Source organism: Salinicola sp. CPA57, assembly GCF_003206035.1.
GTDB lineage: Bacteria > Pseudomonadota > Gammaproteobacteria > Pseudomonadales > Halomonadaceae > Salinicola > Salinicola socius.
The window spans coordinates 579,564-603,068 of the sequence record NZ_PZJR01000003.1 but is presented as its reverse complement, the minus strand read 5'-3'; the positions used below and the strand labels follow the sequence as shown (position 1 = coordinate 603,068).

Annotated in this window: 19 protein-coding genes; 15 read left to right on the top strand and 4 right to left on the bottom strand. The window is 61.4% G+C overall.

Annotated features, from left to right (window positions below):
- The first annotated feature begins 202 nt into the window (after positions 1–202).
- From motA to DOM36_RS04940, 14 genes are all read left to right on the top strand, one after another.
- A complete protein-coding gene (motA, locus tag DOM36_RS05005) occupies positions 203–1,090 on the top strand; it encodes a flagellar motor stator protein MotA (protein WP_075570901.1) in 888 nt (295 codons plus the stop codon).
- The gene (gene motB / locus DOM36_RS05000; RefSeq protein ID WP_110641650.1) at positions 1,087–2,016 is read left to right on the top strand and encodes a flagellar motor protein MotB; all 930 of its coding nucleotides are present in this window, start codon (positions 1,087–1,089) and stop codon (positions 2,014–2,016) included. The genes motA and motB overlap by 4 nt, the downstream gene beginning before the upstream one ends.
- A gap of 48 nt (positions 2,017–2,064) precedes the next feature.
- Positions 2,065–4,206 (top strand): chemotaxis protein CheA, encoded by a 2,142-nt coding sequence (cheA, locus tag DOM36_RS04995; protein WP_110641928.1) that lies wholly within the window; start codon positions 2,065–2,067, stop codon positions 4,204–4,206.
- Positions 4,203–4,703, top strand: coding sequence for a chemotaxis protein CheW (locus tag DOM36_RS04990; protein ID WP_075570957.1), 501 nt, complete (start codon positions 4,203–4,205; stop codon positions 4,701–4,703). The genes cheA and DOM36_RS04990 overlap by 4 nt, the downstream gene beginning before the upstream one ends.
- A gap of 237 nt (positions 4,704–4,940) precedes the next feature.
- On the top strand, positions 4,941–6,551 hold the full coding sequence (locus DOM36_RS04985; RefSeq protein ID WP_232823731.1) for a methyl-accepting chemotaxis protein: 1,611 nt from the start codon (positions 4,941–4,943) through the stop codon (positions 6,549–6,551).
- A 129-nt stretch (positions 6,552–6,680) separates the two neighbouring features.
- Positions 6,681–8,849: a PAS domain-containing methyl-accepting chemotaxis protein gene (locus DOM36_RS20560; protein ID WP_110641645.1), complete on the top strand. Its 2,169-nt coding sequence runs from the start codon at positions 6,681–6,683 to the stop codon at positions 8,847–8,849.
- Positions 8,850–8,908: 59 nt separating this feature from the next.
- Complete coding sequence (locus DOM36_RS04975; protein ID WP_232823741.1) at positions 8,909–9,760, top strand: CheR family methyltransferase; 852 nt, start codon at positions 8,909–8,911, stop codon at positions 9,758–9,760.
- A gap of 9 nt (positions 9,761–9,769) precedes the next feature.
- Positions 9,770–10,834: a chemotaxis response regulator protein-glutamate methylesterase gene (locus DOM36_RS04970; RefSeq protein WP_110641643.1), complete on the top strand. Its 1,065-nt coding sequence runs from the start codon at positions 9,770–9,772 to the stop codon at positions 10,832–10,834.
- Positions 10,835–10,923: 89 nt separating this feature from the next.
- A complete protein-coding gene (gene cheY, locus DOM36_RS04965; protein ID WP_071230202.1) occupies positions 10,924–11,313 on the top strand; it encodes a chemotaxis response regulator CheY in 390 nt (129 codons plus the stop codon).
- A gap of 19 nt (positions 11,314–11,332) precedes the next feature.
- Positions 11,333–12,001 carry a protein phosphatase CheZ gene (cheZ, locus tag DOM36_RS04960; protein ID WP_110641641.1) on the top strand — a complete coding sequence of 223 codons (669 nt, stop codon included), beginning with the start codon at positions 11,333–11,335 and terminating at the stop codon, positions 11,999–12,001.
- Positions 12,002–12,151: 150 nt separating this feature from the next.
- Positions 12,152–13,315, top strand: coding sequence for a flagellar biosynthesis protein FlhB (flhB, locus tag DOM36_RS04955; RefSeq protein WP_075570963.1), 1,164 nt, complete (start codon positions 12,152–12,154; stop codon positions 13,313–13,315).
- A complete protein-coding gene (gene flhA / locus DOM36_RS04950) occupies positions 13,312–15,396 on the top strand; it encodes a flagellar biosynthesis protein FlhA (RefSeq protein WP_110641639.1) in 2,085 nt (694 codons plus the stop codon). The genes flhB and flhA overlap by 4 nt, the downstream gene beginning before the upstream one ends.
- Before the next feature lie 137 nt (positions 15,397–15,533).
- A complete protein-coding gene (locus tag DOM36_RS04945; RefSeq protein WP_157958561.1) occupies positions 15,534–15,899 on the top strand; it encodes a flagellar protein FlhE in 366 nt (121 codons plus the stop codon).
- A gap of 130 nt (positions 15,900–16,029) precedes the next feature.
- Positions 16,030–16,728, top strand: coding sequence for an RNA polymerase sigma factor FliA (locus DOM36_RS04940; RefSeq protein ID WP_075570966.1), 699 nt, complete (start codon positions 16,030–16,032; stop codon positions 16,726–16,728).
- A gap of 169 nt (positions 16,729–16,897) precedes the next feature.
- Here DOM36_RS04940 and DOM36_RS04935 read toward each other — a convergent pair whose 3' ends face one another.
- The 3 genes from DOM36_RS04935 to DOM36_RS04925 are packed head-to-tail and all read right to left on the bottom strand — an operon-like array spanning position 16,898 to position 20,530.
- Positions 16,898–17,521, bottom strand: coding sequence for an ABC-type transport auxiliary lipoprotein family protein (locus DOM36_RS04935; RefSeq protein ID WP_075570967.1), 624 nt, complete (start codon positions 17,519–17,521; stop codon positions 16,898–16,900).
- Entirely contained in the window at positions 17,518–19,170 is a 1,653-nt protein-coding gene (pqiB, locus tag DOM36_RS04930; protein WP_110641635.1) for an intermembrane transport protein PqiB, read from the bottom strand. The genes DOM36_RS04935 and pqiB overlap by 4 nt, the downstream gene beginning before the upstream one ends.
- The gene (locus DOM36_RS04925) at positions 19,163–20,530 is read right to left on the bottom strand and encodes a paraquat-inducible protein A (protein WP_232823729.1); all 1,368 of its coding nucleotides are present in this window, start codon (positions 20,528–20,530) and stop codon (positions 19,163–19,165) included. The genes pqiB and DOM36_RS04925 overlap by 8 nt, the downstream gene beginning before the upstream one ends.
- A 478-nt stretch (positions 20,531–21,008) precedes the next feature.
- On the opposite strand from DOM36_RS04925, the gene DOM36_RS04920 reads away from it, so the two are divergent.
- Positions 21,009–21,971, top strand: coding sequence for a calcium/sodium antiporter (locus DOM36_RS04920; RefSeq protein ID WP_198651214.1), 963 nt, complete (start codon positions 21,009–21,011; stop codon positions 21,969–21,971).
- A gap of 11 nt (positions 21,972–21,982) precedes the next feature.
- Here DOM36_RS04920 and DOM36_RS04915 read toward each other — a convergent pair whose 3' ends face one another.
- Entirely contained in the window at positions 21,983–23,233 is a 1,251-nt protein-coding gene (locus DOM36_RS04915; protein ID WP_198651198.1) for a multidrug effflux MFS transporter, read from the bottom strand.
- Positions 23,234–23,505: the final 272 nt, after the last annotated feature.

Sequence of the window (23,505 nt, the reverse complement as noted above, 5' to 3'; positions counted from 1 at the left end):
CGATATCTTTCGAAGCGGGCCTCCATGGCCCGCTTTTTCATGTCTGCGTTATTTTTTCTTTCCCCATCCGTGTCGCGGCATCAAGTCGGCTGTGTCGTTGTCGACGAATCACGCTTTTCTGATATTTCTACCCTCAAGGGTGATGGTCCCGCTGCCGATACAGTCATCAGGTTCGCCACGCACTGTCATCGGGAGCATTTACGTGCTGATTCTATTGGGCTACATCATCGTCTTGGGTAGTGTGTTCGGTGGCTATGTCGCCATTGGCGGCCATCTTGGCGCTCTGGTACAGCCGGCCGAGTTCGTGATGATCATCGGCGCTGCAATCGGCGCCTTCGTGTGCGCCAACAATGGCAAGGCGATCAAGGCAACATTGCGATCGTTTTCCAAGCTCAAGCGTACCAAGCGCTACAACAAGATGATGTACATGGAGCTGATGGCGCTTCAGTACAGACTGCTCACCAAGGCGCGCCGCGATGGCATGTTGGCGATCGAACGCGACATCGATTCGCCTCAGGACAGCGCCATCTTCGCCGATTATCCGACGATTCTGTCGGATCCCATGATCATGGGATTTCTGACCGATTATCTGCGCCTGATGGTCAGCGGCAACATGGATCCGTTCGAGATCGATGCCTTGATGGAGCACGAGATCGAGACCTTCCAGCATGAAGCGGAGCTGCCGGCGCACTCGCTGACGGCCGTCGGCGATGGGCTTCCCGCCTTCGGTATCGTGGCCGCCGTCATGGGTGTGGTGCACGCGCTGGGTGCGGCTGATCAGGGTGCCGGTGTGATGGGACAGATGATTGCACAGGCGCTGGTCGGCACCTTCGTCGGGATCCTGCTGGCCTACGGTTTCGTGACGCCCGTGGCACATCGCATCAACCTCCAGGTTGGAGAGGCGACCAAGATGCTGCAGTGCATCCGCGTCACGCTGATGGCCAGCCTCAACGGACTGGCGCCGCAGTTGGCAGTGGAATTCGGCCGTAAAGCCCTGTTCACCGCCATCAGGCCCTCGTTCAGCGAGCTCGAAGAACACGTGCGCTCCAGCGGACAGACGTTGCGCGGCACGGGGACGGATGGTCCATGAGTAGCGGGGGTGAGCGTCGCCCGCTGGTCATCAAGCGCAAGCGGGTCCAGGCAGCAGGGCACCACGGCGGCTCGTGGAAGATCGCCTACGCCGATTTCATGACCGCGCTGATGGCACTGTTCCTGGTGTTGTGGATCCTCTCCACGGCCACGCCAAGCCAGCTGGAGCATATCGCCGAGTACTTTCGTACCCCGCTGGCGGTGGCCCTGACCGGTGGAGACAAGTCGACGGCAAGTACCAGCGCCATACCCGGGGGCGGTGACAATCCCACCAAGACCGACGGGGAGGTACGCCGGGTGAATGTCCGCGAACAGACTCGATCGAGCGACGAGCAGCGTAATCTGCGTCAATTGCGTGATCGCCTCCAAAGTGTCATCCAGAGCGACCCGCAACTGAGGGAGCTCAGCTCGCAGCTAAGGATGGACTTCTCACCGGAAGGATTGCGCGTCCAGATTGTCGATAGTGACAAACGGCCGATGTTCGAGCTCGGCAGCGATCGGCTCGAGCCCTACATGCAGAAGATTCTTCGCCGAATCGCGCCCGTGCTCAACGAGATGCCCAACCCGATCAGTATTAGCGGTCACACTGACGACCTTCCGTATGCCGGCGGAGAGAAAGGCTACAGCAACTGGGAGCTGTCAGCCGATCGTGCCAACGCCTCGAGACGTGAGCTGACGGCCGCGGGTCTGGACCCTGAAAAACTGTTGAGGGTGGCGGGCATGGGCTCGCGTGTCACGCTACCGAATACCCTCCCCAGCGACGACATCAACCGTCGCATCAGTATCGTGGTGCTGGATAACCGCGCGGCTCGAGCCATCGAACAGCAGGAGCAGGCGCCATTTCCCGCAGCCGATCCGGCCCCTGTCGCTGGAGTCGGCAGGGAAGGCATTGACGTCAAGGTTGCCGAACAGGATTCAGCTGGATGATGAACACAGGATCATGCCCTTCTAGTAGGGCTTCTATGGCGGGTGCTCATGGACATTTCTGACTTTTACGACACGTTCTTTGAAGAAGCCGAAGAATTATTGGCGGATATGGAACGCTTGCTGCTGGATCTGGATGTCGACGACCCGGATGTCGAGGAGCTCAACGCGATCTTCCGGGCCGCACATTCCATCAAAGGCGGGGCAGGCACCTTCGGGTTTACCGTCTTGCAGGAAACGACTCATCTGCTGGAAAACTTGCTGGACCATACCCGGCGTGGCGAGCTCAGTCTTCGACGGGATATCGTCGACACGTTTCTGGAAACCAAAGATATGCTTCATGACCAATTGGACGCCTACCGTAACGGCGGTGAACCCGATGCCGAGGCGTTCGAAAGGATTTCACGTGTTTTGCAACAGATGGCGCTGGATGAGCTGGGTCAGCAGCAAGCGCTGACCCAGGCGCCTCCGGTCGATAAGGCACCTGCGCCAGCGCCGGCGGTGAGCACGCCTGTTCAGTCCGAACTCGAGCCGGCCATGCAGGCGGTCGAGGAGGGCAAAGGGCAGCGGCTATCGATCACGTTGACGGGTGTCAGCGACAAGGATCGCGCCTTGCTGGTCGAGGAGCTTGAGCATTTCGGGACGATGGTGTCCCAGTCGGGCGATACCGAGCGCTATCAGGTAACGCTGGACAGCTCGGAATCGAAGGACGATATCGAAGCCGTGCTCTGCTTCATTATCGAGCCGGAACAGCTGTCGATCGAAGTCGCTGCGGCGCCTGCGGTGGCGGCCAGCGCGACGGCGGAAACGCCCGTGGCAGAAGCTCCAGCAGAGAGCGCTTCCGGGCCAGCGGAAGCATCGACGGTGCCGACGGCGGAAGCCGTTTCGGATCCGGATAGCGCTGCACCCAAAGCCGAATCTGCCCCGGCTCGCCCTGCTGGCAAGGCGGGCGGGAAAGCCGCGAAGGGCAGCGAGTCCAGCACGATTCGGGTGCCGGTCGACAAAGTGGATCAGATCATCAATCTGGTCGGCGAGCTGATCATCACCCAATCCATGCTCGAACAGACGGCCAGTGACCTGGATATCGTTTCCCATGGACCCTTGGTCAACGGGATGAATCTGTTGCAGCGCAACGCTCGGGATCTGCAGGAAGCGGTGATGTCGATCCGCATGATGCCGATGGATTATGTCTTCAGCCGCTTCCCGCGTCTGGTCCGCGACCTGGCCGCCAAGCTGGGCAAGGACGTCGAGCTGGTGACGGAAGGCAAGTCGACCGAGCTCGACAAGAGTCTGATCGAACGCATCATCGACCCGTTGACGCATCTGGTACGCAACAGTCTGGATCACGGCCTGGAGCCTCGCGAGAAGCGAGAAGCTGCCGGCAAGCCGACGACCGGGCGCCTGACCCTTTCTGCCCAGCATCAGGGCGGCAATATCCTGATCGAAGTGATCGACGATGGCGCCGGGCTCAACCGCGACAAGATCCTGGCCAAGGCCAGATCGAGCGGCATCGCCGTCACCGATACCATGAGCGATGACGACGTCTGGCAGTTGATCTTCGCGCCGGGCTTCTCCACCGCCGAGCAGGTCAGCGACGTGTCCGGGCGTGGCGTCGGCATGGACGTCGTGAAACGAAACATTCAGGAGATGGGCGGTCACGTCGAGATCCTGAGCAAGACCGGACAGGGAACGACGACGCGTATCGTGCTGCCGTTGACGCTGGCGATCCTGGACGGGATGTCCATCCGCTGCGGCAGGGAAACCTTCCTGCTGCCGCTCAACGCGGTGCTGGAGTCGTTGCAGCCGCAGCCGGAGGATATCTACTCCATGGCGGGCGACGATCAGCTGCTCAAGGTGCGTGACGAGTACCTGCCGATCATCGCGTTACACCACGCGCTGGATGTGACCGACGCCAAGACCGAATTGACCGAAGCCATCGCGGTCATCGTCCAGGGCGAAGGCCGCCGCTACGCCTTGCTGGTCGATGACCTGGTCGGTCAGCAACAGGTCGTGGTCAAGAATCTCGAAACCAATTATCGCAAAGTGCCGGGGATTTCCGCCGCTACCATTCTCGGCGATGGCAGCGTTGCCCTGATTCTCGATATCGCCGATCTTCATCGTCTCGACCGACGCAAGTCGCAGCAACGACACGAGGCGAAACGCCAACACCTACATGAGGTATCGCTAGTATGAGTCCGCAAGCGAGCACAGATGCCCTCGTCAACGACGCAGCGAGCAGTGAATATCTGGTTTTCTCTCTGGGCGACGAGGAGTATGCCGTCGATATCCTCAAGGTGCAGGAGATTCGCGGCTACGAAAACGTCACCCGGATTGCCAACGTGCCTGAGTTCATCAAGGGGGTCACCAATCTGCGCGGGGTGATCGTGCCTATCATCGATCTCAGGCTGAAGTTTCATCTCGACAAGGTCGAATACGGCGGTCAGACAGTGGTGATCGTGGTCAACGTCGATGACCGGATCGTCGGCATCGTGGTCGATGGTGTTTCGGACGTCATGAGTCTGGCACCGGATCAAATCAAGCCCGCGCCGGAGTTTGGTGTCACGCTCTCGTCCGATTATCTGAGCGGCATCGGCAGCCTGGAAGACCGCATGCTGGTGCTGGTCGACATCGAGAAACTGCTGACCCACGAAGAGATGCAACTGGTCGAGCGCACCGCAGAGAGCGCCTGATTTCAGACCGGATAAAGGTATGACCAACCGCGGCTTCGGCTGCGGTTTTTTTATGGCCGGACTCGGCGCCAGTTTTTGAGACTTTGGTCTAATAAAGATAAAGGTAATCGATCTGTAAGCCGATAAGGAGAGAGTCGCGCTAGGTCAATAAGCTCATGGGAGCGGGCGTGGCGCCTATCAAGCAATCTTTCGAGCAATCCGGGTGAAAATGCCATGCTGAATTTCCGTGAGTGGACGATGCGTCGCAAGTTATGGACCACGTTGGGGTTGATGTGGGTGGGTCTGATTCTGGTGGCGGGGTGGTCGCTCTATTCGATGCGGGAAAATCTCCTGGAACAGCGCATACAAAGCCTGCAGTACTTCATCGGTAGTGCCAAGCAGCTGGTCGACAGTTACGTCAGCGATGCGGAAAGTGGCGAGTTGAGTGAAGCGGACGCCAAACAGCAGGCCCGCCATGCGCTCTCCAATATGGGATTTGGCGCCGATGGCTACATTTTCGTGTTCGACTCCAACCTCGAGGTCGTCGAGCATCCGCGACGCGCGGTGGGTGACAGCATGCGGGATTATCAGGATCCCAACGGCGTCTATCTCTATCGGGAGATGTTAGCTGCCGCCCAGCAGCCCGGCGGCGGGCTCGTTCATTACGCCTCGCGGCGCAGTGAGGGTGGCGAGATGTACGACAAGCTGAGCTACGTCATGCGGGTGCCGCAGTGGGACTGGCAGATCGCCACGGGCGTCTATGTGGATGATATCGATGCCGTGCTCGCTGATGGCGCCGTCGTTTATCTCGCGCTCATCGCGGCGATCGGCACGCTGCTGTCACTGATCGTCGCCTGGGTCATCCGTAACGTGCTGAGCCGGTTGGGCGGTGACCCGGCGCACGCTCGCAACAGTATCCAGAAAATTGCCGAGGGGGATTTTTCCCAGGCGCTGGTGCTCAAGTCGAAGGACACCGATAGCCTGCTTTTCGCGATAGAGAGCATGCGTCAAGGCCTCTCCCGGACGTTTGCCGATGTCCGAGCCAGCGCTGAGTGGGTCAACGTTGGTGCCGGCCAGATCGCCAGCGGTAACCAGGATCTGGCGGTACGTACCGATCAGCAATCCGCCGCCATCGTCGAAACGGCCTCCAGCATGGAGCAGCTGACCCAGACCGTTCGTCACAATGCCGACAACGCGGAAACCGCCACCAAGGCTGCAGCGCAGACCCGGCAGCGTGCGCAACAGGGCGGCGAGATGATGCGTGACATCGAGACCACCATGGCACAGATCCAGGACGGTTCACGCCAGATGGCGGAAATCGTCGACATGATCGACAACATCGCCTTCCAGACCAACATTCTGGCGTTGAACGCTTCCGTCGAAGCTGCCCGTGCCGGCTCGGCAGGGCGAGGCTTTGCCGTCGTCGCCGAAGAGGTTCGCAATCTGGCCAGTCGCAGCGCGGATGCCTCTCGAGAGATTCGCAAGTTGATCACCGGCTCGGGCGAGCAGGTGAACAGCGGCGCCACGCTGATCGAGCAGGCGGGTCGCGCCATGGAAGAGATCGTTTCTTCGGTGGCCAGCGTCAGCGGCTTGATGGAAGAGATCGCCAATGCCTCGCGCGAGCAACGCAGCGGTATCGAACAGGTCAATCAGGCGATCACGGAGCTCGATCAGGTCACCAGCCAGAACGCCGCCCTGGTGCAGCAGACCGCCAATGCCTCGCAGTCGCTGGTGAGTCAGGCCCAGAAACTGGAGTCGGCGCTGGAGCACTACCGCGTTGCGGCAGGAGACGGGAGCAGTGAGGCAGGGCTGACGCAGTGGCGCCCCAGCGCCGATCGCGCACACCAGCGTCTGGAGCAGCCAGCCTGAGTGGATGAGGTTTCGGAGATATCAAGAGTGTGATCCAGCGGCCGATAAGTGTCCGCAGTGATGACGTTTGAACCGCCCCATGCCCGCTGGCGAATCGCGAAGGGGCATAACAACACCAGGGATGCTGCGATGCGAAACAATCAGCCTGTGAACGATCAGGAATTCGTGATAGGCGACTCGGATTACCTGATCTCGCGAACCGACCTGAAAGGCCGGATCACCTACGCCAATCCGGCCTTCGTCAGGGTCAGCGGGTTCAGTCGTGAAGAGCTGATCGGCGCGCCTCATAACCTCGTCCGTCACCCGGACATGCCGTCGGCGGCCTTCGCGAATCTGTGGCAGACGCTGGAGAACGGCGAGAACTGGTCGGGGGTCATCAAGAATCGGCGCAAGGATGGATCGCATTACTGGGTTCAGTCGACCGTCACCCCGATCGTCGAAGACGGCAAGATCGCGGGTTATACGTCGGTCAGGGTCAAGGTTGCCGACAAGCCGCGTCGGCTGGCGGAGAAGCACTATCCGCAGTTGCTGGCGGGGCGCAAGCGTGGTGTCAGGCTCGATCACGGCGTGCTGAAGCCTCGTGGTCTGTTGCCGACGATCCGGCGTGTCAGCCTGCGCTCGCTGAAAGGCCGGTTGATCTCGATGATGGTGCTGGCGCTGGTCGTGCTGGCAGGCAGTGGCGGCGTCTCGTTGTATGCCCTGCATGAAGACGGGCAGCGATTGCAGCAGTTGACGGTCAACGGTCTGGAGGATCTGGCTCGACTGCAGAAGATCGATCAGTTGATGTCCAAAGGACGAGACCTGGTCGACAAGCCGGTCAGCAATCCGATGGCGGCCGATCTGGCGCCGATCAACGAGCAGGTCGATGCCCTCATTGCCGAGCTGGATAGCACCTGGGATGCCTACTATCAGAATCGTCCGGTCAACCAGACCGCCGCGGCAGACACCTTTGCCGCCGACCTTCAGCAATACCGTGATGAAGGCCTGAAAGGCGTGATGTCCGCGCTCAATGCGGGTGATTTCTATCAGTCCTACGTGGCCTACAACGACGTGCTGGGGGCCAACAGCGACAAGATCAGCAGTGACCTGAATGTTTTGGTCGAAGCAAAACGTCAAAGCGGCGCGGACATGGCGATCAGCGCTGCGGCGTCCCAGCGCACCACGATGATCATCCTGATATCGCTGCTGGCGACAGGGGCCATTCTGCTGTTCATCGTGGGGTTGACCACGATTCGCGCCACGCTCAAGCCGGTTCGCGAAGCCTTGGACTTCTCGCTGCAGATCGCGTCGGGCAATCTCGGTGCCACACTCAAACAGCGCAGCCATGATGAAGTCGGCCGCCTGATCGGTGCGCTCAACAGCATGCGCCAGAGCCTGGGCACGATCGTCGGTGACGTCAATTCGAACGTGGCGGTGGTTGCCCCGGCGACGCGGGACATCGCCCGAGGTAACGAGGATCTCTCCTCGCGTACCGAGCAGCAGGCGGCATCGCTGGCCGAGACCGCGAGCAGCATGGAGCAGATGACCGCAACGGTGAAGCAGAATGCCGACAACGCCCGTCAGGCCAGCCAGCTTGCCGGAGGGGCGACGGATACGGTACGCCGAAGCGGTGAAGTGATGGGGCAGGTTGTCGGTACCATGGGGCGTATCACCGACAGCTCGCGCAAGGTCGCGGATATCGTCGGTGTCATCGATTCGATCGCCTTCCAGACCAATATTCTGGCGCTGAACGCCTCTGTCGAAGCAGCGAGAGCCGGCGAACAGGGCCGCGGATTTGCCGTGGTGGCCGGAGAAGTGCGCAATCTTGCCAGCCGCAGTGCCGACGCCGCCAAGGAGATCCGCAATCTCATCGACAGCTCCACGCAGGAAGTGGGACACGGTGCCGACCTGGTGCGTCAGGCCGAAGGGTCGATCAGCGAAGTCGTCAGTGCCGTGACGCGTGTCAACGACATCATCAACGAAATTTCCGCGGCCTCCGAAGAGCAGACCAGCGGTATACAGCAGATCAGCCAGGCCGTCGCGCAGATGGACCAGGTGACTCAGCAGAATGCCGAGCGGGTGCAAACCGCCGCCTCCGCGGCGGAGCTTCGTGCCAGTGTCGAGCACCTGACCACGTCCATTGCCGTTTTTCGTCTGGCGGGTAGCGGCGAGGAGCGAGTGGCTGGTACCGCCAGTCGCGAGTCAAAGGCGCGCATCGACGTCCAGCCCCGGCATCAGCTAGCCAAAACAGCAGCGACGTCTCCGGCCTCCGACCGTCGCGTGATAACGGATGACAACGAGGAGTGGGAGGCATTTTGAAAGCCGAGACAGCGATGTTTTCAGGTCCGGGGTCGGGCGATGGAGCCAGTGACAATGCCATGCGCTTTACCCGAGACCTCGACTTCACTCCACGTGATTTCGAACGGGTGCGGGATCTCATCTACCGTCGTGCGGGTATCGTGATGGCGGAAAACAAGCGGGAGATGGTTTATAGCCGCTTGGCCAAGCGACTGCGGCTGCATGGCATGAGTCGATTCGGAGAGTATCTGGACAGGCTCGAGACGCGCGCCGAGTCCGAGGAGTGGGAAGCGTTCACCAACGCCTTGACCACCAACCTGACGGCGTTCTTTCGCGAAGCCCACCATTTTCCGGTGCTGGCCGAGGAAATACGCCGCCGGGGTAGCGGGATCAAGATCTGGTGTGCCGGCGCATCGACGGGAGAAGAACCCTACTCGTTGGCGATGACTGTCAGGGAAACGCTGGGCGCTGCGGCGTCTCAGGTCAAGATCCTGGCCACGGACATCGATACCGAAGCGTTGAATACCGCCCGTGCCGGTGTCTATTCCCTGGAGACGGTGGAGAAGCTCGGCGAGGCGCGCTGTCGACAGTTCTTTCAGCGCGGCAGCGGTACTCGTGCCGGCAAGGCACGGATTCGTCCGGAACTGGCAGCGATGGTCGATTATAGGCAGCTCAATCTCGTCACGGGATCATGGTCGATCAACGGCCCCTTCGACATCATTTTCTGTCGTAACGTGATGATCTATTTCGATCGGGAGACGCAGACCAATATCCTGCGTCGTTTCGCATCCCAGATGAAACCGGATGGCTTGCTGTTTGCGGGCCACTCCGAGAACTTTTCCTTTCTGAGCCAGGCTTTTCGATTGAGGGGGCAGACCGTTTACACCTTGGCACCGCCTTCGTCGCTGACGGTCTCGGACGTCTCGCGCTAGGAGTGAACGGTGAACCCGAAAATCAGAGTACTTTGTGTCGACGATTCGGCCCTCATTCGTGACTTGATGACCAAGATCATCGATTCCCAGCCAGACATGACCGTGGTCGCCACGGCGCCGGACCCGCTCGTCGCTCGCGATCTGATCAAGAAGCACAACCCCGACGTGTTGACGCTCGATGTCGAGATGCCTCGCATGGACGGGCTGGATTTTCTCGAACGCTTGATGCGGCTGCGTCCGATGCCGGTCCTGATGGTCTCATCCCTGACCCGGCGCGGCTCCGAGATTACGCTGCGCGCGCTGGAGTTGGGCGCTGTCGACTTCGTGGCCAAGCCGGAAGTCGGGATCCGCGAAGGGATGATGGAATACGCCGGCATGATTGCCGACAAGGTTCGCGCTGCGGCGCAGGCGCGGCCTCGCCGTCAGGGCCTGATGGCCGAGCCTTCAGCGCCGCGTGAGGCGCTGAAGGCGCCGATGCTGTCGAGCGAAAAGATCATCATCATCGGCGCCTCGACAGGGGGAACCGAAGCGATTCGTCAGGTCATCGAACCGTTGCCGGCCAACAGTCCTGCGGTACTGATCACCCAGCACATGCCGGGAGGCTTCACGCGCTCGTTCGCCGAGCGGCTCGATCGTCTTTGCCGGGTCACCGTCAAGGAGGCGGAAGCGGGGGAGCGGGTGCTGCCGGGGCATGTCTATATCGCGCCGGGAGACTGGCACATGCGTCTGACGCGCTCGGGAGCGAACTACGTGATCGCGCTGGATGATGGACCGCCCGTCAATCGCCACCGACCTTCGGTCGATGTGCTGTTCGATTCGGCTGCCAGCTGTGCCGGCCGTAACGCGCTGGGTGTGATTCTTACCGGGATGGGACGTGATGGCGCCACCGGGCTTCTGAAGATGCGCCAGGCGGGCGCTCATACGGTGGCCCAGGACGAGGCAAGCTGTGTCGTATTCGGCATGCCCAAGGAGGCGATCGCGCTGGGTGGGGCGACAGATGTCATCGCCCTGAACGACATTGCCGGCCACCTGGTTCAGCAGATGCACCTGTCAGGGCGCGCCCAACGCGTCTAGGTCGCGGGGATCATCAGTACCTATAAAGCGAGCGAGCTGGCTGCCGATAATCTCAGCATGCTTGCCCAACGATTCGAAGAGGAAAGACGATGGCTGACAAGAACATGAGCATTCTGGTAGTGGACGATTTTCCGACCATGCGTCGGATCGTCCGCAGTCTGCTCAAGGAACTCGGATTCGAGAACGTGGAAGAGGCCGAGGACGGTCAGGAGGCCTTGACCAAACTGCGCGCCGGAGGCTTCGAATTCGTGGTGTCCGATTGGAACATGCCCAATCTCGATGGCCTGGAAATGCTCAAGGAAATCCGCCAGGATCCCAAGCTTTCGTCGCTCCCGGTGTTGATGGTGACGGCAGAGGCCAAGAAGGAAAATATCATCGCGGCGGCCCAGGCTGGCGCCAACGGCTATGTGGTCAAGCCGTTCACCGCAGCGACACTCGAAGAGAAGCTCAACAAGATTTTCGAGAAACTGGGCAAGTGACACCTATGGAGGGTAGATCATGAGTGGTGCCAACCCTCAAGGCAGCGTGATGGAAAGCGTGGCTCCGGACGATCTGATTCGCCGCATTGGCCACCTGACCCGCATGTTGCGCGAGAACATGCGTGAACTGGGGCTGGACAAGGAGGTGGAGAAAGCGGCACAGGCCATTCCCGACGCCCGCGATCGACTCAGCTACGTTGCTTCGATGACCGAGCAGGCGGCGGAACGTGCGCTCAACGCGATCGATCACGCCCAGCCGCTGCAGAATGCACTCGAGAGCGAAGCGAACGATCTCGACAAGCGCTGGGACGCGTGGTTTGCCGAGCCCAAGGCGCTGGACGAAGCCAAGACGCTGGTCAAGGATACTCGCTCCTATCTGCAGGCCGTGCCCGAGCGCACCGGCGCCACCAACGCTCAGCTGCTCGAGATCATGATGGCGCAGGATTTTCAGGATCTGACGGGGCAGGTCATCAAGAAGATGATGGACGTGATCCACGAGATCGAGCAGCAGCTGGTTCAGGTGTTGATCGATAACGCCCCGGAAGGAACCGAGCGGAGAGAGCACGCCAACCTCGCGGCTGCCCAATCCAGCTCGCTGCTCAATGGTCCGCAGATCAATCCGAAAGCTGTCGATGTCGTCAGCAATCAGGATCAGGTCGACGACCTGCTGGACAGTCTAGGGTTCTGATTCGCACGAAGACGCCCCCCGCGACGCTTCCCTCTGTGTCGCCCCCCGAAATAGCAGGGTGTTCATCCTGCTATTTCTCCCTTTGATATTGCCCCTCTCCCAGCAGAATAGCGCTCAAGATTTCATCCCCGACCGTGGCGGAGTGCGCGCTTGGCCGAGCAGAACGACAGCGACCAGGAAAAGACAGAACCGGCGACGCCCAGGCGAATCGAGAAAGCGCGCGAGGAGGGGCAGGTCGCGCGGTCGCGCGAGCTCGCCACCTTTCTGCTGCTGGTCAGCGGCGTGCTGGGTCTGTGGGTCATGGGCAACAACCTCTATGACGAGTTGAGTATCGTCATGGAGCAGGCTTTTCTCTTCGATCATGGGCTGGCGTTCGACAGCGCCCGCATGCTGAGTCATGTCTGGCTGATGGGGCAACACACGCTGATCGCGCTGCTGCCGCTGTTCCTGCTGTTCACGGTCGCGGCGATTCTGGGGCCGACGATGCTGGGTGGCTGGCTGTTGTCCGCGAAATCACTGCAACCTCAGTTGAGCAAGCTGAACCCGCTCAAGGGTTTGAAACGCATGTTCTCGACCCAGGCGTTGGCGGAATTGGCCAAGGCCATTGCCAAGTCAGTGCTGGTGGGCGGCGTTGGTGTCACGTACCTATGGTCGCAACGCGACACGCTGCTCGAGCTGATGGAAATGCCGATTCAACAGGCGCTGGCTACGGCCATGCGGCTGGCGGCCATCGGCTGTGCGCTGATCGTGACATCGCTGTTGCTGGTCATACTGATCGACGTTCCCTATCAGATATGGAGCCATAACAAGAAGCTGCGGATGAGCCGCGAAGACATTCGTCAGGAACACAAGGAGAGCGAGGGCGACCCGCACGTCAAGGGCCGCATTCGTCAGCAGCAACAGGCGATGGCCAGACGGCGGATGATGAGCAAGGTGCCGACCGCCGACGTGATCGTGACCAACCCGACTCATTATGCGGTCGCGCTGAGCTACCAGCAGAACTCGATGTCCGCCCCTCTGGTCGTGGCCAAGGGGGCGGATCACGTGGCGGCCAAGATCCGCGAGCTCGGCGACGAGAACCGCGTGCCGCGGCTAGAGGCCCCGCCGCTGGCGCGCGCGCTCTATCACCACGTCGATCTGGAACAGGAAATACCCGGCGATCTCTATACCGCGGTTGCCGAAGTTCTGGCTTGGGCATTTCGCCTCAAGCAGGTCGAGACCGAAGGCGGTGACGTGCCGCAGCCCCCGCGCGACCTGCCCGTGCCGCCAGCCCTCGACGAGCCGGCATCGGATTCATCCAAGGAGAGTGAATGAACGCGCTCAGCCAGTGGTTCGGTCATCGCAAATGGCCGGCAAACAACCAGTTCAAGATCCTCGCTGGCCCTGTTCTGATCATCATGATCCTGAGCATGATGATCTTGCCGTTACCGCCATTCGCGCTCGATCTCTTTTTCACTTTCAATATCGCGCTGTCGATCATGGTCCTGCTGGTCAGCATGTTCACGGAAAAGCCGCTGGATTTCGCGGCCTTTCCGGCAGTGCTGCTGTTCTCGACCCTGCTACGCCTGTCGTTGAACGTGGCCTCGACCCGAGTGGTGCTGATGGACGGCCACGAGGGGGGCGATGCCGCGGGCAAGGTGATCGAGGCGTTCGGCGAGTTTCTGATCGGCGGCAACTTCGCCGTCGGTCTGGTGGTGTTCCTGATTCTGGTCGTCATCAACTTCATGGTCATCACCAAAGGTGCCGGGCGAATTGCCGAGGTGGGGGCGCGGTTCACCCTGGACTCCATGCCGGGCAAGCAGATGGCGATCGACGCCGATCTCAATGCCGGTCTGATCGGCGAGGAAGAGGCCCGCCGGCGCCGTACCGAGATCAATCAGGAGTCGGAGTTCTTCGGCTCCATGGATGGTGCCAGCAAGTTCGTCCGCGGCGACGCCATGGCGGGTCTGTTGATCATGGTGATCAACCTGATCGGCGGATTGATGATCGGTGTGGCCCAGCACGGTCTGCCGTTTGGCGAGGCCGTGAAGACCTATACCTTGCTGACGGTAGGTGACGGCCTGGTCGCCCAGATTCCGGCGCTGGTGATCTCGACGGCGGCAGGTGTCACGGTGTCTCGCGTCAATACCGATCAGGATGTCGGGCAGCAGCTGTTGAGTCAGCTGTTCAACAATCCGCGCGTGATGTATCTCGCGGCCGGTGTGATGGGTCTGCTTGGCATGATCCCCGGTATGCCGAACGTCGTCTTTCTGCTGTTTGCCATCCTGCTTGCGGCGCTGGGCTGGTGGATCTCCCGCCGGGTGCAGGACGAAGCGGTGCGGGCAGTGGAGGACAAGGCGCCGCCGGCGGTGCAGGAAACGCCGGAGGCGAGCTGGGATGACGTGCAACTGGTCGATACTCTCGGGCTGGAAGTGGGGCATCGTCTGATCCCGCTGGTCGATCAACGCCAGAAGGGCGAGCTTCTGGGGCGAATCAAGAGCGTGCGCAAGAAGTTCGCCCAGGATGTCGGATTCCTGCCCTCGGTGGTGCACATCCGCGACAATCTCGAGCTGAGCCCCAACGTTTACGTGATCACCCTGAAGGGCGTGGAAGTCGGTCGTGCCGAGGCGTTTCCGGGGAAATGGCTGGCCATCGATCCCGGCCAGGTGTCCGGCGCGATCGACGGCACTCGGACCCAGGATCCGGCGTTCGGTCTGACCGCCTACTGGATCGAAACGACCCAGCGCGAGCGGGCGCAGATCTACGGTTATACCGTGGTGGATGCCAGTACCGTGATCGCCACCCACCTCAATCACCTGCTGCATGAAAACGCCGGCGACATGCTGGGACGCGCCGAGGTCCAGCAGCTTCTGGACAAGGTCGCCGAGCATCAGAAGTCGCTGGTAGAGGACGTGGTGCCCAAGCTGCTGCCGCTGACCTCGCTGCAACGCATCCTCCAGAATCTGCTCATCGAAGACGTGCCGATCCGCGATATGCACACGATTCTCGATGTCCTGGCGGAGTATGCTCCCCAGCAGTCGGATGCCAACGAGCTGACCGCGCTGGTACGCGTCGCGCTGGGCCGGGCGATTACCCAACAGTGGTTCCCGGGCCGCGAATCGCTGCACGTGATGGGGCTCGAACCCCGGCTGGAACAGGTTCTCGCGCAAGCGCTCAACAACGGCGGGGCACTCGAGCCTGGGCTGGCGGACACGCTGATGCAACAGACCGCTGCTGCGGTGGAACGCCAACAGAGTCGTGACGAGCCGACCGTGCTGGTCGTCCAGCATGGTCTGCGGGCTCTGTTGTCGCGTTTCCTGCGCCGTCAGATCAAGTCGCTGGTGGTGCTCTCCCAGGCGGAAATCCCGGACGATCGCAATCTGCGCGTCACCACCACCATCGGCGCGCCGTCATGAGTGCCGGCGTTGCCGCCGTGAGTGCCGGGAGCCGAACGCGATCTTCACGTCGATCCCCGGGACCTCCGTCCCCGAGATCCAAAGCGTGTTCGGCGCTCTTCGGCTGGAGCTTGCTATCTGCTGTTGTTGTCATGGGCATGGCGACAACAGCCTGGGCTGCCGACGGAACCTGGGTTGGCCAGCTGCCACGTCAGACGATCGTGGTGGCCGACCATGCCCTGGAGAGCGTGCCAGTCGAGCTACCGGCGTCCATGGCTGATGCCGTCATCGAACGCGTTCGTTGGACCTTTCGGCTCGATTCCCCGGCGCCGACGCTGAAAACCTGGCTCTGTCACGGCCAGTTCTGTCTGCCGCTAGCCCGGAATCGGGGGGAAACCCAGCGCTTTGCCGATCGATCTGCCTCTTTGCCGTTCCGGCTGCGATTCCAGTGGCAACCGGGCGAGCAGTCGGACGGGAGGCGCGTGATTTTCGGTGGTCAACTGATCGTCGACTACCGTCATTAAGGCTGATAAACAGCCGAATTAGCCGCTGGAAAACCAGTAGTTTGTCGTCTTGGGTCGATGTCCGGGCGGCATAATGGAAAGATGAGTCATGCATCCCATGACCGTAAGCTGTTTCGCACGAGGCCATTCGATGTATACCGCACAAGGCAAAATCGATCAGAGGGCATTGATTGAGCAGTACATGCCAATGGTGAGGCGCCATGCGCTTTCTCTTCAGGTGCGCCTACCCGCCAGCGTGGAACTCGATGATCTCGTGCAGGCCGGCATGCTGGGACTGTTGGACGCCATGGGGCGTTATGACAACTCGCACGGCGCCAGCTTTTCGACCTACGCCAACCAGCGAATTCGTGGCGCGATGATCGACGAACTGCGTAGTCGCGACTGGATGCCACGCAGCGTGCGGCGCAATGCGCGGGCACTGGATCAGGCCGTGCGACGGCTGGAACAGCAGCTGGGCCGGGCGCCGGACGAGCGCGAAATTGCCCAGGAAATGGGGGTTTCCCGGGAGGAGTACCATCAGCTCCTGGCAGATGCCAACAACGGCTTTCTGCTGGCGTACGACGAGAGCGATAGCGAAAACGGTGTCGCCGCCGTCTCCGAAGGCGGCCCGCCGTCGCCGTTGGAAGCGCTGCTCGATGCAGACAATCGATCCAACGTGATGGCCGCGATCGATGCCTTGCCGGAACGCGAGAAGCTGCTTCTGGGACTCTACTATCAGGAAGAGCTCAACTTGAAAGAGATCGGTGCCGTACTGGGCGTCAGCGAATCCCGCGTCTGCCAGTTGCACAGCCAGGCCGTGTCGCGCCTGAGAAGCCGTCTGAATCCCTGATGGCGGTCAATTCCATGACCGCGTCCGGCGGCGCGGTCACGGAGCCGTAACGTCAATCGATAGACAACGAGCGATCCCGAGCGCCTGCCGAGCCGATCATGACGTCGATGTCACGACCGGGTCGGCAGGCGTCTTGTCATGCGAGGCGCTCGATGATTCGTCAAACTGATCAGTCGCTGGCTCGCGAGGGCGCCGACACATGGCGGATCTCGTCGGCGATCTCGCTCGCCACCTCTTCCCACACGCCTCCCAACGTTCGCACCAGCGCCGGATAGCCGTCGTCGCTCAGCGGCCGAGAGACATCGAAATGGCGCTGGGCCAGCAGCCGATTGCCGTCATGCAGCTGCCACTCGCCGGAGGCCACGGCCTGGCCGTCGTAGCGACCCTGGAACTGATCGACGCTGAGCGTCAGCCGCTGCGCGCCGGGCTCGCCGTGGGCGGCGTTCAAGACCATGACAGCGGGCAGGTCGGCCGCCAAGGACTGGCGCAGGCGACGCGTCAGCTGCTGCCCCAGCGCTTCGGCCCACAGGTTCTGATTGGCTGCGTTGAGCTCGATATCGCTGGTCTGCATCACGATTCCCTCCTGGTCGAGGTAGCTTGCCACCTCGACCGGGACGACCGTCAGCTTGCGCGCTTGCGGGCCGGTCGTCGGCGGCTGACTGTCGGCTTCCGGCAGCGTATAGCGATTGGTCGGCGTCGATTGCGCGGCGCAGCCCGCCATTGCCACGGCGGCAAGGGTCAGCAGGGCAGTAGCGCCGATGCGGCGACACCGGGAGAGGGAAGACATCTTCATTGGGGAGCCCTCGGCACGGGATCGGTTTTGACTTCTTGGTCGAAAATCAGCGCGTTGGGCTTTTCGCTGAGCGTCTTGGCGACCGGCTGGAGATCACGCATCAGGACTTCCAGCTGCTTGAGCGTGTCGTTCAACTGACGATAGCTCGAAGAGCCGGAGGAGAAACCCTTCAGCGTGCTCTGAAGCTCCTGCAGCGTGTCGTTGAGACTGCCCGGCAACTGCTGTGTGGCGGGATCGGAAACGATACCGTTGACCGACTCGGCGATCTGACGCACCTGCTCGAGCGTCTGCTGCGAGGTTTGCATGGTGTCGTCCAGGCGGTCGAGAATCGGCTCGACCTGTAGATCGTTGAGCTTGTCGAGCAGATTGGACACCTTCTGCTCGATTTGCGCAAAGCCACCGGAAATCGTCGGGAATACCGGTTTGCCGTCGAACGTCATCGCCTTGTAGGGCGGTACGTCATCGCTGAAATTGAGATCGACGAACAGCGCGCCCGTCAGCAGGTTGCCCGCCTTGAGCGTGGCTCGCAGGCCATAGTCCTTGAACATTTTCTCGAAGCGATCCCGCACTTCCTGGTCGTCGATATCGGCGTTGACGTCCTCGTTGCTGTCCAATCGCTGCGGCTCGATCCGGATCAGCACCGGAATCGCGAACTGCGTCAACGAATCAGGCTGCGGTGCGGTGAAGTGCCAGGGAACGCTGACCACGGTTCCCACGCGCACGCCGCGATATTCGACCGGCGCTCCGCGGCTGAGCCCGCGCACGGTATCGTCGACCAGCAGCGCATATTCGATGTACTGATCGTAGGTGCCCTCGCGTGCACTTTCTTCATTGTTGTAGAGCGTATAGGTCGCATCCTGCTTGGCCGCGTTGCCACGCGTGACATCCTCCGGCACCCCGAACGTCACGCCGCCGCTGATCAGCGTCTCGAAGGAGTCCAGGTTGACGTTGACGCCTTCCGAATCCAGCTGCACGTCGATGCCGGAGGAGCTCCAGAACCGGGTGGTATCGGTGACCAGGCTATCGTAGGGGGCCTGAATGAAGATGCGGTGGCGCATCTCGCGTTTTTCGGGATCGAAATCGGTGCTCTCGACCCGACCGACGGTGTAGCCCTGGTAGGTGATTGGATCGCCCGCGCTGAGCGAATTGCCGACCTGGCTGACCAGATTGACGCGCAGTCCCGGGGCATCGGGCGGGGCGACCGGCGGCTGTTCGAGCACATCGAAGCTATCCTGAGCCTCGTCGCTCTTGCCGGGGGCGAGCTGGATATAGGCTCCCGACAGCACCGTATTGAGGCCACTGATGCCTTCGCGACCAATCCGCGGCTTGACCACCCAGAAGCGCGTTTCGGCATTGAGCATCCGCTCTGCATCGTTGGACATACGCGCCGTCACCACCGTATGCGACAGATCGTCCGACAGTCTCACGGCTTCTACATGGCCGACCTGAACATTGCGCGTCTTGATCAGCGTCTTGCCGGCCTCGATGCCCTCGGCGTTGTCCATGTTCAAGGTGATCAACGGCCCACGGCTGGAGATGTTGTCCCAGACCATCCAGGCCCCGATCAGGGCGGCCAGCAAGGGCACTATCCAGATCGGCGAGAGCCGCGATTGCGACACTCGTTTGGCGCGTTGCATCGAATCAGGCATCGTCGACTTCCTTGACAGGCGAATAGGGGGATTGGCGTTTGAGCGCGGCCGGCATGTGAGGCTGCATGTTGCGGGCATCCCAGATCAGGCGGGGATCGAAGCTGTTGGCCGCCAGCATGGTGATGACCACCACCGCCGAGAATGCCAGGGCCGCCGGCCCAGGCGTGATCGACAGCAACGACCCGGCATGGACCAGCGACACCAGGATCGCGACGACGAAGACGTCGATCATCGACCAGCGACCGATCAGCTCGGTAATGCGGTAAAGCTTCTGCCGCTTGTGCTTGAAGCGGGGCTCGCCGCTGCGCTTGACCGTGATGCAGAGCCACGAGAGGGCAAACACCTTGCCGATCGGCACCACCACGCTGGCGGTAAAGATGATTAGCGCGATGGGCCAGTCGCCGTGACCGAGAAAGATCAGCACGCCGCCGATGATGGTAGAGGGCGTTTCATCGCCCAGCGAGGTCGTGGTCATGATCGGATAGAGATTGGCCGGGATATAGCAGAGGGTTGCCGCAATCAGCAACGCCCAGGTCTTCTGCAGGCTATGCGAACCCCGAAAACGCAACGGCTCGCCACAGCGTTCACAGCGGCCGCGCCCGAAGTGGCTGAGCCGGCTGACGAGACCGCAGGTCGGGCAGCCAGTAAGACCCTGCTCGGCCGCCGGCTCTCCGCGGCGACAGCCTTCCGGCGCCAGCGGTTCGCCTGCCAGCGAAAACCACATCCAATCGGTGTCGATCGAGCGTGTGGTCAGCAGCAGCAGCAGGGCGTAGACACAGAATGACCAGAACGACACGCCCAGATCGACAGAGGCCATGCCGGCGATCTTGATCAGACTCACCAGCGCACCGATGACGAAGACATCGGCCATCATCCACGGCCCGAGGTGAGAAAGCGCCCGCGCAATGCGGTAGCTTCGCGGCAGAGGGCGACGTTGGAGCAGGCCGAGATGCAGCCAGATGACGGCCAGCAGATAGACCGCCGGCAGCACGATCACGGTCAGCAGCACCAGAATGCCGACGAACGGCTCGTGCAGCGCCACCAGGCTGGCGGAGGTGTCCGCCAGTTGAATGGCATTGCTGACGCCGCGTGATTCGAAGCTGATGAACGGGAAACAGAGCGCTGCCAGCAGTGCGATCAGGGCACTGATGGCGAAGGCCAGACTGCGTTCGGCTGGACGAAAGTGGCGGTGGCTCAGGGTATGGTCGCAGCGCGGACAGCTGGCGCGCTGGCCCGGGTGCAGGGGCGGCAACGCGACCAGCAGATCACACTCTTGGCAGGCGCGAAGTCGCCGTCGGGTTCGACCGGGCGCGAGAAACGTCGCCTTCCTGGAGCTGTTGTCATTCGTGGCTGATGCCAAGGCAATACCCGACGCGAAAGCGGAATGGAAAAAGCGTTACGCTGCGTAAATCCCCATGTTACTGGAATACATACGTTCGTGCATGTTTGCTGGATGCACTGCAAAACAGGGCGCTAGCGTCGCTGAAAAGTCATGACCTATATTACTGAAAAATCATGAGGGTTCAGCCGCTTGGACACTATAGTAGGTGAATGCCATTTTATGGTAGGTGAAGATCGTTTTGCCGAGATGGTAGATGAAGATCGTTTTGTCGAGATGGTAGGTGAAGATCATTTTGCCGAGGAAGTACCATCGGTGACACGGGGTTGCTTACGATCCTGTAACGGCCGGTCTGGCGCTTTCCAGCGGAACGCGAAATTGACGCCAGAGGGAGGTTCGTGGCCGCGGATCATCGACCTGAAATGTGTCGAGACGCTGCGCGCGACAAGGGTTTTCAATCGATATCGGATCAATGACGAAGGGAGAGTCTAACGTGTGGATGGCGCTTGCGGCCATTGTGGCCGGTCTTGTCGTGTTGGTCTGGAGTGCGGATCGTTTCGTGGATGGCGCCGCCGCCACGGCCCGCCATCTGGGGTTGCCTCCGCTGCTGATTGGCATGGTGGTGATCGGCTTCGGCACGTCCGCGCCGGAGCTGATGGTGTCGGCGCTGTCGGCCGTGCAGGGCAACCCGGGGCTGGCGCTGGGCAATGCTTACGGCTCGAACATCACCAATATCGCCCTGATCGTGGGTCTGGTCGCATTGATCAGCCCGCTGACGGTGCATTCCCAGGTGATTCGCCAGGAATTGCCGGTGCTTGGGGTGATGACGCTGATCTCGCTCTGGTGTCTGCATGATGGTGTGATCTCGCGGGTCGATGCGGTCGTTCTGCTGGTGCTGCTCCTTGGATTTCTGGGTTACAGCATCTGGCGCTCCCAACGTCCGGGTAAAGATGCGCTTCAGACCGATGTGGAGGCGGATGTCGCGGGCCAATCCATGTCGCTCAAACGAGGCGTGTTGTGGACGTTGGCCGGGCTGGCGCTGTTGATCGTCAGCTCGCGTTTTCTGGTATGGGGGGCCGTGACGATTGCCGAGGCGTTCGGCGTGAGCGACCTCGTCATCGGCCTGACGGTCGTTGCCATCGGTACTTCGCTGCCGGAGCTTGCTTCTTCCATCAGCGCGGTGCGCAAGAATCAGCACGATCTGGTGATCGGCAACGTGGTCGGGTCCAACCTGTTCAATACCCTGGCCGTGGTCGGCCTGGCCGGCGTGATTACACCGATCGACGTCGATCCCGACGTGCTGGTTCGGGATTGGCCGGTGATGGCAGCGCTGACGCTGGTACTGCTGGTGTTTGGTATCGGCCTCAAGGGTCAGGGGCGCATCAATCGTCTGGAAGGGGCGGCACTGCTGGCCAGTTTCGTCGCTTACACCGGCTGGCTGGTCTACAGCGTGGTCGGCTGAGTCGCGGTGCGCTACCTGCGATTCGGTCCTTCCTGGCGATCGAATCGCAACGCGGTTCTGAGCGCGAGCTGACCGATGACGGCGGCGATGGCGAGCACTATCGCCGCCGCCTGAGCGGGGTTGTCTCCCAACCCCGCCAGTCCGGTGCAGAGCGCACCAATTCCCATCTGTGCGAATCCGTAGAGGCCGGCAGCCGAACCCACGACCCTGGGGTTGATGCCGACGGCCAGCGTCAGCGCGGTGGGCCCGGTCATGCCCACGCCGAACGTGAACAGCAGCATCGACGCCTCGAGCGTGACGACCGACGCCCAGCCAGCGAGCACGATGACCAGCATCGAGATCCCGCCGGCCAGACTCAGAAGGCTTGCCGACAGCATCAGTCGAACCAGGCCGATGCGATGAATGGTGCGGTTGGTGATGAAGTTGCCGAGCGAGATGCTCAGGATCAGCAGCGAGAGATAGTAGGCCACGTGGCTTGCCGGCTTGCCCAGCTGTTCGACGAAGATGAACGGCGCCGAGGCCACGAAGGCGAACATCGCGGTGGTGACGCAGCCGCCACCGATGGCGTAGCCGATGAAGGCCGGGGAGCGAAGCAGGGTGCGATATTCATGGGCGAGGTTGGGCAGGTCGACACGTCCGCTGGGCCGCGCCGTCTCCGGCATCAGCCGCCACACGAACAGCAGGTTGCCGACGCCCATCAGACAGAGCGCCAGCAACACGGTTCGCCAGCCCAGGGTGGTGGTCAGCAGGCTGCCGACCAGCGGGGCCATGGCCGGGCCGATGGCAACCACCAGGTTGAGTACGGCCAGGCGCTGCACGGCGCGGTCCGGTGCCGCCGTGTCGCGGATCATGGCACGTCCCAGCGCCAGCCCGGCACATCCGCCGAAAGCCTGAAAGAACCTTGCCGTGATCAGCGTCTCGACGCTCTGTGCCTGCCAGGCGACGACCCCCGCGACGCTGTAGATCAGCATGCCCAGCATCAGCGCAGGCCGTCTGCCCAGGGCATCGGATAGCGGCCCGTAGAAGAGTTGGCCGATCGCCAGTCCCAGGATGTAAAGACTGATGGTCAGCTGCATCTCGGCGTTGTCGGCGCCGAGAGCCTCGCCGGCAATGGGCAGCGCCGGCACGAAGATATGCATGGCCAGCGTACCGGCCAGCGTGATCAGGACCAGCATCCACAGTGCCGGCACGGGTCCCGCCGGCGTGGCTTGTGCGGCAGCTGTCGAAGGCGATCTGGACGTCGAAGTGGCGGGGTCGGTCACGAAGCGCCTCGCGAGCAAGGAAATATGCGCCTGAAGTATCAAGTAGCGCGTTAGTCATTAGGAGAGTACGCGAATTGACTTTGTATGACTATTTGACCAAAGCCTGGCATAGCCTCGATCGAAAACCTGTCCAGAATGGCCTGCAAACAACGTCTCAAAGCCTCTCCAAGGCATCGAAAGCGGATGGCTACGTCGTTTCCGACGTGACGTCAGGCTGACAGATTGTCGCAGCGGGGCGTGTCGCCGCGATCTCGTAACGGCCACCTGAAAGC